This is a genomic window from Pseudohongiella sp. SYSU M77423 (genome assembly GCF_029911965.1).
In the GTDB taxonomy this organism is placed as follows: Bacteria; Pseudomonadota; Gammaproteobacteria; order Pseudomonadales; family Pseudohongiellaceae; genus Pseudohongiella.
The window spans coordinates 74,981-92,947 of record NZ_JARYTH010000007.1 but is presented as its reverse complement, the minus strand read 5'-3'; the positions used below and the strand labels follow the sequence as shown (position 1 = coordinate 92,947).

General features: G+C 55.1%; 15 protein-coding genes and 3 tRNA genes. 9 read left to right on the top strand and 9 right to left on the bottom strand.

From position 1 onward, the window contains the following. Positions 1-3: 3 nt before the first annotated feature. The 7 genes from kdsB (at position 4) to QGM61_RS14275 (ending at position 5,763) form a co-directional block, all read left to right on the top strand. On the top strand, positions 4-741 hold the full coding sequence (kdsB, locus tag QGM61_RS14305; protein ID WP_281133380.1) for a 3-deoxy-manno-octulosonate cytidylyltransferase: 738 nt from the start codon (positions 4-6) through the stop codon (positions 739-741). After that, positions 741-1,835: a UDP-N-acetylmuramate dehydrogenase gene (gene murB, locus QGM61_RS14300; protein WP_281133379.1), complete on the top strand. Its 1,095-nt coding sequence runs from the start codon at positions 741-743 to the stop codon at positions 1,833-1,835. Before kdsB ends, murB begins: the two co-directional genes overlap by 1 nt. Then, positions 1,832-3,829 carry an excinuclease ABC subunit UvrC gene (uvrC, locus tag QGM61_RS14295; RefSeq protein WP_281133378.1) on the top strand — a complete coding sequence of 666 codons (1,998 nt, stop codon included), beginning with the start codon at positions 1,832-1,834 and terminating at the stop codon, positions 3,827-3,829. Before murB ends, uvrC begins: the two co-directional genes overlap by 4 nt. 49 nt (positions 3,830-3,878) lie before the next feature. Further along, positions 3,879-4,424, top strand: a complete 546-nt coding sequence (gene pgsA, locus QGM61_RS14290) for a CDP-diacylglycerol--glycerol-3-phosphate 3-phosphatidyltransferase (protein ID WP_237134371.1) — start codon at positions 3,879-3,881, stop codon at positions 4,422-4,424. A gap of 104 nt (positions 4,425-4,528) precedes the next feature. Next, a tRNA-Gly gene (locus QGM61_RS14285) sits at positions 4,529-4,604 on the top strand. Positions 4,605-4,667: 63 nt separating this feature from the next. After that, positions 4,668-4,741: transfer RNA gene (locus tag QGM61_RS14280), tRNA-Cys, on the top strand. Between the two features lie 122 nt (positions 4,742-4,863). Beyond that, positions 4,864-5,763 (top strand): serine hydrolase, encoded by a 900-nt coding sequence (locus tag QGM61_RS14275; RefSeq protein ID WP_281133377.1) that lies wholly within the window; start codon positions 4,864-4,866, stop codon positions 5,761-5,763. A 41-nt stretch (positions 5,764-5,804) separates the two neighbouring features. On the opposite strand, the gene QGM61_RS14270 is transcribed toward QGM61_RS14275, so the two are convergent. Next, positions 5,805-7,802 carry a TonB-dependent receptor plug domain-containing protein gene (locus QGM61_RS14270; RefSeq protein ID WP_281133376.1) on the bottom strand — a complete coding sequence of 666 codons (1,998 nt, stop codon included), beginning with the start codon at positions 7,800-7,802 and terminating at the stop codon, positions 5,805-5,807. A 313-nt stretch (positions 7,803-8,115) separates the two neighbouring features. Here QGM61_RS14270 and QGM61_RS14265 point away from each other — a divergent pair. After that, positions 8,116-8,202 (top strand) — tRNA-Leu (locus QGM61_RS14265). Between the two features lie 333 nt (positions 8,203-8,535). Here QGM61_RS14265 and QGM61_RS14260 read toward each other — a convergent pair. The 8 genes from QGM61_RS14260 to QGM61_RS14225 all read right to left on the bottom strand — a co-directional run bounded on the left by QGM61_RS14260 (position 8,536) and on the right by QGM61_RS14225 (position 15,094). Continuing rightward, positions 8,536-8,853 carry a CcdB family protein gene (locus QGM61_RS14260; RefSeq protein ID WP_237134368.1) on the bottom strand — a complete coding sequence of 106 codons (318 nt, stop codon included), beginning with the start codon at positions 8,851-8,853 and terminating at the stop codon, positions 8,536-8,538. Next, positions 8,853-9,098, bottom strand: coding sequence for a type II toxin-antitoxin system CcdA family antitoxin (locus QGM61_RS14255; RefSeq protein WP_281133375.1), 246 nt, complete (start codon positions 9,096-9,098; stop codon positions 8,853-8,855). The genes QGM61_RS14260 and QGM61_RS14255 overlap by 1 nt, the downstream gene beginning before the upstream one ends. A gap of 92 nt (positions 9,099-9,190) precedes the next feature. Further along, positions 9,191-10,909 (bottom strand): ABC transporter substrate-binding protein, encoded by a 1,719-nt coding sequence (locus QGM61_RS14250; protein WP_281133374.1) that lies wholly within the window; start codon positions 10,907-10,909, stop codon positions 9,191-9,193. A 22-nt stretch (positions 10,910-10,931) separates the two neighbouring features. Next, positions 10,932-11,213 carry a DUF2160 domain-containing protein gene (locus QGM61_RS14245; RefSeq protein ID WP_281133373.1) on the bottom strand — a complete coding sequence of 94 codons (282 nt, stop codon included), beginning with the start codon at positions 11,211-11,213 and terminating at the stop codon, positions 10,932-10,934. Positions 11,214-11,225: 12 nt separating this feature from the next. Then, positions 11,226-12,047 carry a carbohydrate ABC transporter permease gene (locus tag QGM61_RS14240; protein ID WP_237134364.1) on the bottom strand — a complete coding sequence of 274 codons (822 nt, stop codon included), beginning with the start codon at positions 12,045-12,047 and terminating at the stop codon, positions 11,226-11,228. Next, on the bottom strand, positions 12,044-12,940 hold the full coding sequence (locus QGM61_RS14235; RefSeq protein WP_237134363.1) for a carbohydrate ABC transporter permease: 897 nt from the start codon (positions 12,938-12,940) through the stop codon (positions 12,044-12,046). Before QGM61_RS14235 ends, QGM61_RS14240 begins: the two co-directional genes overlap by 4 nt. Further along, on the bottom strand, positions 12,937-14,016 hold the full coding sequence (locus tag QGM61_RS14230; protein WP_281133372.1) for an ABC transporter ATP-binding protein: 1,080 nt from the start codon (positions 14,014-14,016) through the stop codon (positions 12,937-12,939). Before QGM61_RS14230 ends, QGM61_RS14235 begins: the two co-directional genes overlap by 4 nt. Position 14,017: 1 nt before the next feature. Continuing rightward, positions 14,018-15,094: an ABC transporter ATP-binding protein gene (locus QGM61_RS14225; RefSeq protein ID WP_281133371.1), complete on the bottom strand. Its 1,077-nt coding sequence runs from the start codon at positions 15,092-15,094 to the stop codon at positions 14,018-14,020. Between the two features lie 349 nt (positions 15,095-15,443). On the opposite strand from QGM61_RS14225, the gene QGM61_RS14220 reads away from it, so the two are divergent. Beyond that, positions 15,444-17,912: a penicillin acylase family protein gene (locus QGM61_RS14220; protein WP_281133370.1), complete on the top strand. Its 2,469-nt coding sequence runs from the start codon at positions 15,444-15,446 to the stop codon at positions 17,910-17,912. The last annotated feature ends 55 nt before the right edge of the window (positions 17,913-17,967 follow it).

The following is a 17,967-nucleotide window of genomic DNA, read 5'->3' as shown; positions in this document are numbered from 1 at the left end:
ACAATGAGTTTTGTAGTTGTGATTCCAGCACGGTTTGCGTCGACACGACTGCCGGGAAAACCACTGCTGGACATCGTGGGCAAACCAATGATTCAGCATGTGTACGAGCGCGCCTGCGAGAGTGCGGCCAGTGCGGTTTACATTGCCACTGACGATGAGCGTATTGCTGAGGTTGTGCGCGGTTTTGGTGGCGAGGTGGTGATGACACGCGCCGACCATCAATCCGGTACTGATCGAATACAGGAGGTTGCCTCACTGCTGGGCCTGGATGCCTCGGCGATTGTCGTCAATGTGCAGGGTGATGAACCATTGATTCCTGCAGCCACGATCAATCAGGTGGCAGAAAATCTTCAGAACAACGCTGATGCGGGCATCAGCAGTCTGTACCACGAGATAGAGGATGCGCATGAATGGCGCAATCCCAATGCCGTGAAAGTTGTCACCGATGGCGAGGGTTATGCGCTGTACTTCAGTCGCTCCCCGATTCCCTGGCAGGACGGTGAAAATATTCAGGCCAAACGTCATATTGGCGTTTACGCATACCGGGTTGCAACATTGAATCAGTTTGTTGGCTGGCCACGTGCCTGGCTGGAAGTCAGCGAGCGGCTTGAACAGTTGCGTGCCATGCACCACGGAGTCCGAATTATCATGGACAAAGCCGTGCAGCATGTTCCCGCCGGTGTTGACACGCCCGAAGACCTGGAAGCGGTCCGTCGCTTCCTGTCGGACACAGAGATCTGATGAGCGCACCAGCTCACTGGCGAGCCAATGCTGATCTAGCCGGACTGACGACGCTGGCCCTGCCGGCGCGCGCCCGCTGGCTGGTGCGAGTTGAGCAGGAAGATGAGCTGCCTGGTGTCCTGGCGCACGCCTCGCGCATGGACCTCCCAGTCATGGTTCTGGGCGGCGGCAGCAATGTGCTGTTCGCCAGAGACTACCCTGGTGTGGTCATTGTCATGGACCTTATGGGCGTGCAGGCGTGTGCCGATGGCAAAGATATGCTGGTGACCTCCGCTGCGGGGGAGAACTGGCACCAGTTTGTGGAGTACACGCTTTCCCGGGGCTGGTTCGGGCTTGAGAATCTGGCCTTGATTCCAGGTCGCGTCGGAGCTGCCCCGGTGCAGAATATCGGTGCCTACGGCGTTGAGCTGGCACAGCGTTTTCACAGCCTGCGCTATCTCGATCGCGACGGTGGTCAGGTAGAAACGCTCACAGCAGAGCAGTGCGAATTCGCCTATCGTGACAGCATCTTCAAAAACCGTCTACGCGACAAAGCCATTATTCTTTCCTGTACTTTCAGGCTGTCTCAGCAGTTTACCCCGGTGCTGACGTATCCTGCTTTACGCAATGCCTTACAGGTGGCTGGCCTTGATTCGGACAACAGCAGCATTGCAGAGTCACACGAAGAAATCAGCGCACAACAGGTTTTCGATGCTGTCTGTGCAGTGCGCCGCAGCAAACTGCCGGATCCGACAGTGCTGGGTAACGCGGGCAGTTTTTTTCGCAATCCTGTTGTCAACCGGCAGCACTATCATGAGCTGAGCCAGCAGTGGCCACAGCTGCCACTGTTTGAGATCCCCGGTGATCCTTTGCATGTCAAACTTCCTGCGGCCTGGTTGATTGAAAAGGCCGGCTGGAAAGGTCTGCGCCGCGGCAATATCGGCGTCCATGATCAGCAGGCGCTGGTGCTGGTGCATGATTTCCGTGCCGATGCCGGTCCTGTTCAGCCAGGTCAGGCGCTGATGGAGCTGGCCGCTCAGATTGCACAGGATGTCTGGCAACGTTTTGCCGTGCATCTTGAGCCGGAAGTTCAGATCATCAACGGAATCTCATGAGCGATATCATCAATCAAAATACCAGTGGTTTCGATGCCAAGGCCGCACTGGCGGTGATGAGCCAGCGGCCCGGCGTCTACCGCATGCTGGATGAGAAAGGTGAAGTTCTTTACGTAGGCAAAGCCCGCAATCTGAAAAAACGGGTCAGCAATTATTTCCGTGCCAGTGGTCTGGATGCCAAGACCATGGCGCTGGTCTCACACATTGCCAATATAGATGTTACGATCACCAACAGTGAAGCCGAAGCGCTGCTGCTGGAACAGAATCTGATCAAGAAGTATCGTCCGCCATACAATATCCAGCTGCGCGACGACAAGACCTATCCTTACATCATGCTGACGCACAAGGATGCCTATCCAAGACTGGCGTTCTACCGTGGCAGCCGCAAACGTGACGCTACGTTTTTCGGGCCATTTCCCAGTGCCAGTGCAGTACGCGAAAGTCTGGCGTTGCTGCAGAAAGTGTTCCGCGTGCGCCAGTGCGAGGACAGCTATTTCCGCAATCGCAGCCGGCCCTGTCTGCAGTACCAGATTGGCCGCTGTACCGCGCCCTGCGTGGGGTATATTTCACCGACGGACTACGCGCAGGATGTCCGCGATGCCACACAGTTTCTGCAGGGCAAAAGCGATTCACTGGTGCAGGAACTGGGACGGCGCATGGAGCAGAAATCTGCGGCACTGGAGTTCGAGAGTGCCGCCAGACTGCGCGACCGCATCAGTGACCTGCGTCGTATCCAGAGCGAGCAGGTTGTCTCCGGTGGCGGCAGTGATGCCGACGTCATGTCTGCCGTGCTGGAGGGCGCCTATACCTGCGTACATGTGATCACCATTCGTGGTGGGCGCATCATCGGCAGCCGCAACTTTTTTCCCAAGGACAAGCTCGCAGAATCGGCGGCTGATCTGCTGGCATCATTTATCGCGCAGTACTACCTGCGGGATGGTGTCACCACCGGCTCGGGTCTGATCCCGGCGGAAATCATTATTGCACCTGCCATTAAGGGCAGTCAGAGCCTGCAGGAGGCGCTTGGCACCGCTGCTGGCAAACAGATTCGATTGACCGCCTCGGTACGGGGTCATCGCGCCCGCTGGCTGGCCATGGCCACCGGTAACGCCGAACAGGCCATTCAAAGCCATATCAATAACCGCCAGACCATGCTGCAGCGCTTTGAGCGACTGCAGGCCGAACTGGAGCTGGATTTTATCCCGCGGCGCATAGAATGCTTTGACATCAGCCACACCATGGGTGAAAGCACGGTCGCCTCCTGTGTGGCCTTTGACCACAACGGTCCGCTTAAATCCGACTACCGCCGCTACAATATCAAGGACATCCAGGCTGGCGATGATTACGCAGCCATGGAGCAGGCGCTGTCACGTCGGTTCCGGGTAGTGGCCGAGAGCCTGCTCGAAGATGCGCCTGAAGGGAGTGAGCAGGCCGCTGCGGGCGAGCAGGCTCCTGAAGTAGGGGATACGGACGTTAAAGGGGACGGAGTAATTTTGCGCGAGCGCAAAAAAACTCCGTCCCCTTTAACCCCAGACATTCTGCTGATTGACGGCGGCAAGGGCCAGCTTGCCCAGGCGGTGGACGTGCTCAATCGCCAGCTCTCGCCCGAGCTGCTGGATCAGATGCTGCTGATTGGTATCGCCAAGGGCATCAGTCGGCGGGCAGGGCAGGAGACGCTGTTTCTGGCCGTGGGCGACAGCTATCAGGAGATTGCCATCCCGGCGCACTCACCCGCCCTGCATCTGCTGCAGCAGGTGCGCGATGAAGCCCATCGCTTTGCCATCACCGGTCATCGTCAGCGCCGCGCAAAAACCCGCACGCAATCACCGCTGGAGCAGATTCCGGGCCTGGGCCCGGCACGGCGTCGGGAGCTATTGAAGTATTTTGGTGGTCAACAGGAGGTAATGCGCGCGAGCGAGGCCGATCTGGCGCGAACGCCCGGCATCAGTAAAAAACTGGCCGCTGTTATTTATGAGTCACTGCATAATGAGTAGAATGCGGCGTCTCCGGGAAGAAGGTGTTACAGATGACAAGGAATAAGCCATGAATGCTGCCAATCTGGTAACCATGTCACGCGTGCTGCTGGTACCAGTGATTGTGATGGTGTACTACAGCGGACAGCCGTGGAGCCAGCTTGCCGCTGCCGTGCTTTTCACGGTTGCAAGCCTTAGCGACTGGCTGGATGGTTATCTGGCCCGACGACTGAATCAGACATCAGCCTTCGGTGCATTCCTGGATCCGGTGGCGGACAAGCTGCTGGTGGTCATGGCGCTGGTGCTGCTGACCGCCAACTTCCCCAGCCCCTGGTTTGTGCTGCCGACCGCTGTCATCATTGGCCGCGAGGTGTTCATATCGGCGCTGCGAGAGTGGATGGCGAGTCGCAATCAGCGTGATGCGGTGGCTGTAGCCTATGTTGGCAAATTGAAGACAACCGTGCAGATGATCGCCATCATCGTGCTGCTGGCCTACTCACCAGAATACCCGTATTGGCTCTTGCAAATCGGGTACGGATTGATATATCTTGCCGCCGCTCTGAGCCTGTGGTCGATGGTGATTTATGTGAAGAATGCATGGCCATCACTGAAGTAAATTAGATAAAAATTTACGGTTTCGGTGCTTGACATCGTAACGAATGGCATTAGAATAAGCGCCTCTTTCGCAGTGATGCAAAAGACGCAGTAAAACCAGTTAAAGCGGGAATAGCTCAGTTGGTAGAGCACGACCTTGCCAAGGTCGGGGTCGCGAGTTCGAGTCTCGTTTCCCGCTCCAAACTTTAGGCCACTGGCCAGTCCGGGTGTTATCTGTCTGCCAGGTAGGTCCCGAAACAATCAAGGCTGGGTGGCAGAGTGGTCATGCAGCGGACTGCAACTCCGCGTACGCCGGTTCGATTCCGACCCCAGCCTCCAACTTCCCTGATTTCGTTCAATCTCCACAAAATTCCTCGTCCAGTCAGCGCGCCCTGTTTAGTGACAGCTTTTTCGTATGCGGTTATTCTGCCGCTATGAAAACAACAACAGCTGGTCACTTCATGAAGAAATTTCCCTCGATCGCCATGCTGATGATGGCATTGGCAGGCACATCCCACGCCCAGCCCTCAGGCGACTGGCAGATGATGGTTCAGGCCCTGGAAACTAAAGTAGCGGCCGCCAGCCGTGACAATATTCGTCTTTCGATTGGAGTCGCCGGTCTGGCAGGCGTCAATAGTGGCGCCATGACTCTGGTTGGTTCCACTGAATCGTATCCTCCCGCGTCCACCATCAAGATGCTGCTGATTGCCACGCTGATGCAGCAGGTCGATTCAGGTATGCTTTCTTTGGAAGATACCACTGTCGTTGTACAGGACGATATCGTAGGTGGTTACGGCGAGATTCAAAATGAGCCGGTCCCCAACGAAGTGACGCTGCGCAGACTGGCAGATCTGACAGTAACCGTCAGCGACAACACCGCTACCAACGTGCTGGTCGATGTGGTTGGTTATGACGCCATGCAGAGGCTGGCGGATGAACTGGGCCTGAAGATCATGCAGTTCGGTCGCAAGATGTTTGAGGCGGCAACGCCACCGGAGAAAGAGAATTACATTACCGCTGAGGACAGCATCCAGTTGCTCAAAGCCATTTACGACGGCAGCTTCCTGAGCGACGAGTCAAGACAAACCATCATCGACTGGATGTCGGCACAGACCGTTAAAACCAAAATTGGGGCAGGGGTGCCCGAGGGCACGCCCATCGCACATAAAACTGGCGAAAATGCCTCGGTGACGCATGATCTGGGCTATCTGCTCTGGCCGGGGAATGAGATCGCGCTGGCCATTTTCGCCCAGTCTGAATCCACAGATGACTTTGATACCGTCCAGGCAACCGTGAACCCGGTGGTGGCAGAGACGGCAGGTATCATTTACAGACACCTCAATCCGTCATCCTCAGAGTAGTCTTTTTCGATTAGTCATTCGTCGCTGATGCGATTGATGGATCAAAACGTCAATTTAACGCCACCATTGATCACAAAGCCGTCCAGTGGCGCATAAATGTCGCGGAACTCGGGATTCTGGATTGGGCCGCCATAAATGGATTCGAATCGTGTCTGGCGCGTGTCAGTGAAGTTCTCAAAATTCAGAAAGACCGAAGAATCCTCATTGATGTACTTCTCCATCATCAATCCATAAATCCAGTAGCTTTTACTGTCGCTGCCATCGTTCAAAGTCTGTGGTCCGTAATAATAAGCTTCAAGCCCTACGCGAAGATCGCCGTGTCGCTCATAGACAAGCACGTTATTAAGACGGCTCCGAGGTACCAGCGGATAGTCGCGAGTCTCATTGCCTCGATGCTCCTGTACGTCGGTGTAGGTGTAACCAAGAAACAGCTTGAGATCGCCCCAGGTAAAACGAGCGTTGATCTCAGATCCTCTGGTGTCCAGCCTGTCATACGGTTGTGCAAACGCATAGGTGTCATCAGCTTGCCGGAGGAGCCGCAGAGGGTCGTCTACTTGCGTGTAGAACAGCAGTAGATTGACATTCAGGTCAACCCCTTGTTCCAGCTCGAATGAACGATTGAGATCCATATTGACCCCGGCAGAACGCTCCGCGTCCAGTCGCGATGCCTCTAAGGGCCGCACGTTCTGATAGTGAAGATCTTCAGCGTCGTCGCTAAACAGTGATGGCGTGCTGTAGCCCAGTCCGCCACCAAGTCTGAGTGTCGTTGCGTCATCAAGCTGATACATCAGTGATACACGTGGCAGCAGAAAGTTACCGTAGTTGGAGCTGTGGTCGATCCGCAGACCGGATTCCACACTTATCGTATCCGTAAGCGAGGCAGTGCCCTGGAAGAAGCCTCCAAATGTCGAGTGACTGAAATCATGATTGAAGTCGTTTGCCGATAGGGGACGATGGTCAAAATCTTCTGTCTGGACAGTGACACCTGCAACCCAGTCAATGGCTCCGAGATAGCCAAGCACATGTGCTTCGCTAAAGCTGGAGAATTGCACGCCAGAGAACTGCCAGTCGGGTAAGATGAGTTCGCGGTCGAAGTGACTGATACTATTGCGAACGACCAGCTCTCTGCCTGACGACAATTGACGGCTGTAGTCAAATTGAGAGCTCAGTCGGCTTGTTTCGCTCTTTTCAAAAAAGGCGGGTCTGCTTCGGTCGCCATTGATGAATGCCATCTCGCCGCCCAGCCGATCCTCAACAACTGCACTTAAACCGATATTGCCTCGAGAACGTTCACCTTCAAAGAATAGTTTAGGTGCAAAAGTCCATCGTTCGAATTTGGGGATGGCGCTGAGTCCATTATCAGCCGGGTCATAACCTTCACTTCGGTTATAACTGGTAAAGACTGTGCCGCCGAGATCTCCACGCCAGCCAGAACTGAAAGCGCTGGCATCCAGTCCGCGGGCAGACGTCGCATTCAGCAGTACTGAAGTTTCTGGTTCGCCAGCGGGTCTTTTGGAAATCAGGTTTACCAGTCCCGAGATAGCGCCACCACCGTAAAGTGTCGAGTTGGCGCCTTTGATTACCTCCACCTGCTGCAAGTCGAGCGGTGCAATCTGCAGAAGACTCAGGCTGCCAGAGAAACCTCCAAACAAAGGCATTCCGTCGCGCAGCAGTTGTGTATATTTGCCGTCCAGACCCTGAATGCGGATGCTGGAGTTGAAGCTGGTCGGCGAGGTCTGCTGAACGTGAATGCCCGTACTTTCGTTAAGCAGCATGCGAATGTCGCCTGGCTTCATGTTTGCCTTTTCGTTTATCTCCTCACCAGCCAGCACCTCGACTCGGGTAGGTTGATCAGCGAAGCTGCGACGATTCCGTGTGGAGCTGACAACAATTTCTTCGATCTCAGCGTGTTCGTCATGCTCTTCGTGCTCATTGTGATCCGCCTGCTGTGCCAGCAGTGTCGCTGGTAGCGTGAAAGAGGTGATCATTACCACGCGGGCGAGAATTGAGGGCAGAGGTATTTTCTTGGCCAGCGTCATTGCAGTTCCAGTTGTAAAAGTGACAAACCATAAGCAAAAAACGCGTCACAGGCAATGTATACGCAAGGACCAGCCTGTAAGGTGCCGAATATTAAGGTCTTATCCTTCGGTGATCGGTTTGGTGAGGTGGCGTAACTCAGCACGGCGACGAAAAGTGCAGGTTATGAATTTTGGTGAGCTTGATATACAATGCGCGCCTCGAATGGGTCGAGGCACGTACAGGACGTACTGGTGCCGCGGAGGACAGGACGTCCGAGAGCGGCCGCAAGGGACAGCCTCCCCAAAGGCACACAGTATAAAGAAAGCCTCCCATGCCCGGGTGGCGAAATTGGTAGACGCAAGGGACTTAAAATCCCTCGGTGGCAACACCGTACCGGTTCGATTCCGGTCCCGGGCACCAACTCAAGTCGCTGTGCAGCGCATTCTACGCTTTCAGTGGTACTACCGGTTCGATGAGCTCGCCCTGCGGGCTCGGGCTTCGCCCAGCCTGCGGCTGCGCAGTTGCGCAAGCGCAACAGTCCGGTCCCGGGCACCAACTCAAGTCGCTTTGCAGCGCATTCTACGCTTTCAGTGGTACTCCTATCTTAATCGTATTTAAAACGTAGGAGGCCAATCCATGCTGATTGCACCCGTAGGGTGGTAGCGTGCCTTGCGCGACCCACTTCGTTCTCATCCAGTGCGCTAATGATGTTCTGGCACAAAGATCTGAAAAGGCTAGCGCACGATACAAATGTTATATGCCAGAGAGCACGAAATCGACAGCAGCGATAATTTCAGATCGGTAAAGTGCAAGATCGCAAAATTCACGGCCAAGCTGTTTACGATCTATGCCAGCCATATCTTGCACCATTGCTGTAAAGCGGTTGCCATTTATATCTAGCACAGGATTCAGCTTCGAAATGGTGATATTAGCGACTGACTCCGAAGGACTTAGTGGCACTACAATGGTAGTACGCAGATCATCAAGCAGGTTGCTTTGGATATCCAACAAGTAAGGGAACTGCTCGCAGCTATTGGGATTCGGGTTCTGGTAGGCAACGAATTGAGCCATCAGAACTTCCTTGCAGAGTCGCTAAATGTGCCATTCTTTTCGACATGGTCGTTGTAGGCCTGGATAGCTGAAGCGTTTTCCTGGCGCCATTGAACCCTCCGCTGTGCGCGCAATTGTTCGGTAAGTGCTTGTTCAAGTGTCGCAGACAAATTGATTTTCAGGCTTCTTGCTTGGCTAAGTAAGTCACTGTTTATACTGACGTTAGTCGGTTTTTTCGGTGCTTCAGCATTGTAGAAATCGGCCATAGTGCGAGCCCTGCATAACAAATGCGCATAGTTTATGCGCATAATAATTGCCGTGCAAGGCATATAACAATTCGATTAACTACACGCCCAATCTACTGCCAGCTTTTCACCAGTTCATCATAGTCCACTGTCAGAGGTGTTGGTTTTTCATTGGCCAACGGCGGCTTGGGCGCCCCTGGCTGGGAGAACCAGTATTCACGACTTTGCGGTTCGTTCAGACGTGGTCCGCATTCCCCCAGCACATTGGCCCGCTCCAGGCGCTGCATCAGACGATCCTGGGCAGTGGCCAGGGCAGTCATTGCCTCCTGCGGAGACTTGGCGCCCGATGCGGCATCGCCAATGTTCTGCCACCACAATTGAGCAAGGCGTGGGTAGTCAGGCACATTGGTACCGGTGGGCGTCCATTGCAATCGTGCCGGTGAGCGATAGAATTCAACCAGTCCACCCAGTTCTGCGGATCGCTCGGTAAAACTTTCGTGGCGAATATCCGAGTCCCGGATGATGGTCAGGCCCACGTGGCTTTTCTTCAGTGATACGGTCTTTGAGGTCACAAACTGGGCATACAGCCACGCCGCACTGGCCCTGTCTACCGGTGTTGATTTCATTAGTGTCCAGGATCCGGCGTCCTGGTAGCCCAACTTCTGACCCTCTTCCCAATAGGCCCCGCGCGGAGAGGGCGCCATGCGCCATTTGGGAGTTCCGTCCTCGTTCATTACCGGCAAGCCGGGACTGACCATGTCTGCGGTAAAGGTGGTGTACCAGAATATCTGCTGGGCAATATTCCCTTGGGCCGGGACCGGCCCCGCTTCGCTGAATACCATGCCGGCAGCTTCCGGTGGGGCGTACTTTTGCAGCCAGTCAACATACTTGGTCACCGAATACACGGCGGCTGGTCCATCGGTTGCACCACCACGCTCCACACTGGAGCCGACTGGGCGACAACCATCCACACGAATGCCCCACTCGTCAACGGGCAGGCCATTGGGGATGCCGACATCACCGGCCCCGGCCATCGACAGCCAGGCATCGGTAAAACGCCAGCCCAGGGAGGGGTCTTTTTTACCGTAATCCATGTGGCCGTAAACACGGCGCCCATCGATGGTCCCGATGTCATTGGTAAAAAACTCGGCGATATCCTCATACGCCGACCAGTTCACCGGTACACCCAGCTCGTAACCGTATTTTTCCTGAAACTGCGCCTTGATTTCCGGATCGGTAAACCAGTCATAACGGAACCAGTACAGATTGGCAAACTGCTGGTCAGGTAACTGATAGACCTTGCCATCCGGCGCGGTGGTAAACGACAGCCCGATAAAATCATCCAGATCGAGCGTTGGCGAGGTGACATCACGACCTTCATTGACCATCCAGTCGGTAAGATTGCGCACCTGCTGATAACGGAAATGGGTACCAATCAGGTCAGAATCATTGACGTAGGCATCGTATATGTTCTCGCCAGACTGCATCTGTGTCTGCAGCTTTTCCACTACATCACCTTCGCCAATCAGGTCATGTGTCACTTCAATTCCGGTGATTTCGGTGAATGCCCGGGCCAGCGTCTGGGCCTCGTATTCGTGTGTGGTCAGGGTCTCGGAAACAACCTTGATTTGCATTCCGCGGTAAGGCTGTGCCGCATCAATGAACCACTGAAGTTCGCTCATCTGCTCTTCACGACTGAGGGTGGAAGGCTGAAACTCGTCCAGCCAGCGCTGCGCCGCTGCGGTGTCTGCCAGCAGCGGCGATGATGAGAGCAACAACAATGGGCTGGCGGCGCCAATCAGGGCAGCGAGGGCAGTTTTTTTGTGGAACATGAGTGATCTCCGGTTATTGTTATCAGACAAACAAAAAAACGAACAGGGCAAACAGTAGACAGGCTCCCAGCGCCCACCACAGCGGTGGGCCCGCGAACATCAGCCAGGCCATATTGATAAACGCACTGCCCAGCAGGCTTACAAAAAGACGATCCCCTCGCGTGGTTTCAATCTGCAGGATCCCCTTGCGCGGCGCGCCACCGGGACTGACTGCTTCCCAGGCGCACATTAGTACCAGCAAGCCAGCAATCACGGCGAAAAAAATTGCTGTTGGTGTGGTCCACGCCATCCATGATAGATCCATTGATTACGTCTCCTAAACGCGACCCAGTGCAAAACCCCGGGCGATATGGTTGCGCACAAAATAGATCACCAGCGCTCCGGGGATGACAGTCAACACGCCTGCTGCCGCCAGTACACCCCAGTCCAGACCCGACGCTGATACGGTACGGGTCATGATTGCCGATATGGGCTTGGCCTCAGTCACTGTCAGAGTGCGCGCAATCAAAAGCTCCACCCAGGAAAACATGAAACAGAAAAACGCCGCTACACCAATCCCTGACGCAATCAGAGGCATGAAGATTTTGCCAAAGAATCGCGGGAAGGAATAACCATCGATGTAGGCGGTTTCATCGATCTCCTTGGGTACACTGGACATGAAACCTTCCAGAATCCACACCGCCAGAGGCACATTGAACAGGCAATGGGCCAGCGCGACCGCGATATGGGTATCAATCAGGCCAAATGCGGAGTACAACTGGAAAAAAGGCAGCACAAACACCGCCGGTGGCGCCATGCGGTTGGTCAGCAGCCAGAAAAACAGATGTTTGTCACCCAGAAACCGGTAGCGCGAAAACGCGTAGGCCGCCGGCAGGGCCACGGCCAGAGAAATCACCGTGTTCATCACCACGTAAATCATGGAGTTGATATAGCCGCTGTACCAACTGGCATCGGTCAGAATGGTCCGGTAGTTCTGCAGGGTAAAGTCCTGCGGCCACAGCGAAAATGTCGAGAGAATCTCCTGATTGGTTTTGAAACTCATCATCAGCAGCCAGTACAGCGGCAGCATGAGAAAAAGAATATAGAATGTGGGTAACAACCAGTGTTTGCTGGTGACAGAACCTCTGACCGCTGTCATTGGTGATTCCCTCCCTGACGGCTGTCGGTGACCGAATCACTGTCCTGATGTGTCATGACCGTGTAAAACACCCAGCTTATCAGCAGGATGATCAGGAAATAGATCAGCGACATGGCGGCGGCCGGCCCAAGATCAAACTGGCCGATCGCCATCTGCACCAGATCTATGGAAAGGAAGGTGGTGGTATTGCCCGGTCCGCCGCCCGTCACAACAAAGGGTTCGGTGTATATCATGAACGAGTCCATGAAGCGCAGTAGTACAGCAATCACCAGTACACGCCGCATTTTCGGCAACTGGATGTAACGAAATACCGCCCAGCGTGAGGCACCATCAATACGCGCAGCCTGATAATAGGCATCCGGTATGGACACCAGCCCGGAGTAGCACAGCAGCACCACCAGGCTGGTCCAGTGCCAGACATCCATCAGAATCAGGGTCACCCAGGCATCAAAGGTGTCCTGGGTATAGTTATAGTCTACGCCCAGCGCAGCCAGGGAATGTCCCAGCAGGCCGATATCGACCCGGGCAAATACCTGCCAGATGGTGCCGACCACGTTCCAGGGAATCAGCAGCGGCAGGGCCATCAGTACCAGGCATACCGATACTCCCCAGCCGCGCCGGGGCATGGCCAGTGCGACTGCAATGCCCAGTGGAATTTCAATCAACAGGATGAGGCCGGAGAACAGCAGATTGCGCATCAATGAGTTGTGGAAACGCTCGGACGCCAGCACTTCCTGGAACCACTCCAGCCCTACCCAGTAGAACTCGTTATTGCCGAAGGAGTCCTGAACCGAATAGTTCACGACGGTCATCAGCGGGATGACGGCGCTGAAAGCCACCAGCAACAGTACCGGCAGGACAAAAAACCAGGCCTTGTTGTTCTGTGTTTTCATGAGGGATGCTCCCAGCCCAGCAACTGTGAGTTCTGATAAATGTTGATTCGTTTGTTATCGAACAGAACACGAGGGGCGGTGGGGATGGTCTGATGCTCCGGGACAACGATGTCCAGGGGATGACTGCCCAGCATGGCCCGAACGATCCGGTGCCGCCCCACATCTTCAACGCCTGTTATCTGTACCGGCAGACTCTGTTCACTGTCGTCAAGGTAAACAAACTCCGGTCGAATTCCCAGTTCAATCACACCTGTCAGGGACGGGTACTCGCGCGCCAGGGTCACCCGGTGTGCGTCTATCAGGGCCTGTGTGCCCTGGAGCTCACAGGGCAGGATATTCATGCCCGGTGAGCCGATGAATTTGCCAACAAATGTATGTTGTGGTGAATCGAACAGCTCCTGTGGCGTACCTGTCTGAAGCACTTCACCCGCAAGCATCACAACCACCTTGTCGGCAAAGGTCAGGGCTTCGGTCTGGTCATGTGTCACATATATCATGGTGTGACCAAACTGCCGGTGGATCTGCTTGAGCTGGGTCCGTAATTGCCATTTCAGATGCGGGTCGATCACTGTCAATGGTTCGTCAAACAGAATGGCATTGACATCGGTGCGCACCAGCCCCCGGCCCAGTGAAATTTTCTGCTTGTCATCGGCGCTCAGGCCACGGGCCTTGCGATTGGCCATGGCCTCAAGGCCAAGCATGGTGATCGCCTGTTGCACCCGCTGCTGAATTTCCGTATTCGACAGCTTGTCCGGGCCACGCCTGTTGCGCAGCGGAAACGCCAGGTTTTCGGCCACTGTCATGGTGTCGTACAACACGGGAAACTGAAAAACCTGGGCAATATTGCGCTGCTCGGTGGGCAGGGTGCTGACGTCCACATCATCAAACAATAATTGACCTTCGCTGGGTTGCAGCAGTCCGGAGATGATATTCAGCAACGTTGTTTTGCCGCAGCCTGATGGCCCGAGCAGAGCATAAGCGCCGCCGTCATGCCATTCATGCGACATAGGCTTGAGTGCATGACCACTGTTGCTGTCGTAAGAATGTGCAATATTGTTGAGTGTTATTTTTGCCATGTCAGTCTGCCAGACTATCCGGCGCCAGTACCTGTTCCCCGGACGCATCAAACAGGTAGATATTTTCAGCCGAAAAATAAAGAGGGATTGTCCGTTCCACATCCAGTTGCCGGATGCCGTGACTCAGGCTCACCCAGGGTTGCTGTGCCACTTGCAGATGAACGTAGGTTTCCGACCCGGTTATCTCAGTAACGCTTACCTGCCCTTCGATTGCGCTGAGGCGTGCAGCAGACTCGATCTCCAGGTGCCAGGGTCTCAGGCCCAGGGTGTAGTCACCGTCGGGCAGTGAGGCCTGTCTTACTGACAGACCAATCACAAAACGCTCCAGCATCAGTTTGCTCCCGCGCTTGGTAACGGGTGCTGTATTAAAGGGCGGATCAGAGAAAATTTTTGCTGTGACCAGGTCTGCCGGCCGCTGAAACACATCAATGGTACGTCCAAACTGAGTAACACGCCCCTGATGAAGGGTGGCGGTATTGCCGCCAAGCAACAGGGCTTCGGAAGGCTCCGTACTGGCGTACACCAGTATGGCGCCAAGCTCGCTGAATATACGTGGCAATTCCTGGCGCAGCTCTTCGCGCAGTTTGTAGTCAAGATTGGCCAGTGGCTCGTCGAGCAAAACCAATTGTGACTCCTTGACCAGTGCGCGGGCAATGGCCGTGCGTTGTTGCTGGCCACCAGAGAGTTCCGCCGGGCGTTTGTCCAGAAATTCAGTCAATCTGAGCAGTTCAGCGGCATGACGCACTTTTTCGTCAATACTGGCTTTTGCCACTCTGGCAACGCGTAGCGGGGAAGCGATATTTTCGTAGACACTCAAGGTGGGATAATTAATAAATTGCTGATAGACCATGGCGACCTTGCGTTTCTGGACCGGAATGCCCAGCACGCTTTTACCGTCAAGCAGAATCTCTCCCGATGTGGGTTGATCCAGCCCTGCCATCAGGCGCATCAGACTGGTTTTGCCCGACAAGGTAGGCCCAAGCAGTATGTTCATCGATCCGCGTTCCAGCTTCAGGCTGACATCACGGATATGATCCTCGTTGCCCAGCCGCTTGCTCACGCCTGCCAGTTCAAGCATCTCCTGTCCTTGTTGTCGTTGTTTCAGTCAGTTTTGGACGGATGTGTCACTTTGCCCCCGTATTTCTATCACATTAAACTGACGTTTTGCAGTAGCTTTGTTGGGAAAGTATGCTGGTTGTGCCTAACCAGCCTTTACAACGTGGCGACGGATCACGGCCGGCACTGAAAAAGGTGCCAAATGGCACATCAGTTCGCATGCGAACACACGCAGACTGATGGAAATATGGCCGACTGCACTCTTGACTGGCATTACTGACGTTAAACGGGAAAAGACTACCGTTTAGATGGACAGCTAGTGGTGTGGCATTTAAGCTGGACTGATCCGTTTCCCAGACGAGAGGTTAGCAATGACCACCATCCTGTATGTGCTGCGCTGTTTCGGGGCGCCCATCTCCCGTGCCCTGTTGCTGATCCCTATTGGTCTCTGGTCTTCCACTGCAATGGCTGCAGATGAACAATCTCTGTTCCTTGATGGCCTGGAAGCGCCGGTGGAGATTCTCAAGGACGCCTGGGGTGTGTCCCACATATACGCTGAGACGGAGCGGGATCTGTTTTTCGCCCAGGGCTACAACGCAGCCCGTGACCGGCTGTTTCAGCTTGAGATGTGGCGGCGCCAGGCCACCGGCACCATGGCCGAGCTGATGGGCGAACGTATGCTTGATCATGATATTGGCGCGCGGCTGATGCGCTTTCGTGGCAACCTGCAACAGGAAATGAGACATTACCACCCGCGCGGCGACCAGATCATCCCGGCCTTTGTTGCGGGCATAAATGCCTATATAGACCACGTGCTGGCCAATCCGTCGCAATTGCCTCTGGAGTTCCGGCTGATGGAGCTGGAGCCACAGCACTGGACACCAGAAATCGTCATCTCCCGTCACCAGGGTCTGGTTGGCAACATACGCGAGGAGCTGAATCTGGCACGTGCTGTGGCGCGGACCGACAGCGAAACCGTGAAAGAGCTGATCTGGTTCCATCCTGGCGAGCCGGAACTGAGCTTCGATGAGCTTATTGATACCGAACTGCTGCATGATGATATTCTGCGGTTCTACAACGCAGCTCGCAGCAGTGTATCGTTTTTGCCACAGGACATTGTGGCGCAGTACCGGGCCACCGATACAGCCAGTCGTGAGCAGGTGGTCGATCGCCTCAATGATCAATTGGCGGCAGCCCAGACCGAGGTGTTGGGGCGCAATCATGACATCGGTAGCAACAACTGGGTCGTTAATGGCTCACTGAGTGAAAGTGGTTACCCGATCATGGCCAATGACCCGCACCGAGTGGCAGGCGCCCCGGCGCTGCGGTACTTTGTACACCTGCATGGACCGGGCTGGAACATTGCCGGTGGTGGCGAGCCCTCGCTGCCGGGTATCTCAATTGGTCACAATGGATTTGGCGCCTGGGGCCTGACCGTGTTCCAGGTCGATAGCGAAGATCTGTATGTCTACGAAACCCATCCCGATGATCCGAACCGTTACCGTTATCAGGGCCGCTGGGAAACCATGCGCATCGAGGAGACCGAAATTGCCGTGCGTGGTGGTGCCACGCGAACCGTGCAATTGAAATTTACCCGGCATGGCCCGGTGGTTCACGAAAGACCTGACCGTCAGGCGGCATTTGCCCTGCGCCTTGCCTGGCTGGACATCGGAGCTGCGCCCTATCTGGCGGGACTGCGCATGAGCCAGGCGCAGTCCTGGGAAGAATTCCGCGAAGCGGCAGCTTACAGCCGTATACCGGGTGAGAACTTTGTCTGGGCTGACCGTGACGGCAATATCGGTTATCAGGCTGTTGGTGTTGCACCCCTCCGAAACAACTGGGATGGCCTGTTACCGGTTCCCGGAGATGGTCGTTATGAATGGGACGGTTATCTGCCAATCATGGCACTGCCCAATGCCACCAATCCGCAACAGGGATTCTGGAACACATCCAATGAAAATCTGGTGCCGGACAACTACCCCTTCCGCAATGCGGTAGGCTGGACCTGGACCGATCCCTATCGCAGCAGTCGGGTACGTGAGGTGCTGGCCTCGGGCCGCAAGTTCAACCTGCAGGATATGGCGCAACTGCAAAATGATTCACTGTCCATACCGGCGCGCACACTGGTGCCCCTGTTGAACGGTCTTGAGCACAGTAACAGTGCTGTGGAAAGTGCTCGCCAGCAACTGATGAACTGGGACTACCACATGGCGATTGAGTCGGTGGGGGCCGGTATCTATATGGCCTGGGAGCGCGAATTGCGGGCGCGCGTTTCGGCGCTGCTCATACCCGAGGCTGTACAGGACTACATCGGTCTGTTGCAGATGAAACCGACCATCGACCGTCTGCTGTCTCCCGATGGCCGCTTTGGCACGAATCCCACCGCTGATCGCAATCGCTTGCTGCATGATGCGCTGATGGCGGCTGTGGACGATCTGAGCGAGCGCTTTGGCAACGATATGGCAGATTGGCAATACGGCCAGGAGGGATACAAACATGTGCGCCTGCGTCATCCGATGAGCGAAGCCGTCAACGATGAGCTGCGCAGCTCCCTGGAAGTGGGACCAGCGCCGCGGCACGGCTATAGCTATACCGTAAGTAACACCGCGTACGGTGACAATCAGACCAGCGGAGGCACATTTCGCATGATTGTAGATACCGAAGACTTTGATCGCACGCTGGCCTCAAACTCGCCCGGGCAATCCGGTGACCCGGACAGTATCTTCTACGACAATCTGTTTGACGAGTGGGTCGATAATCGCTACTTCCCGCTGTTCTATAGCCGTGACAAAGTGGAGTCGGTTACTGCCGAGAGACTGCGGCTGATGCCAAGCGAATGATGCCAGGCCTGGGGCAGCGCACGATCGTGTATGTGCGGTGTCGCACAGCATGCCA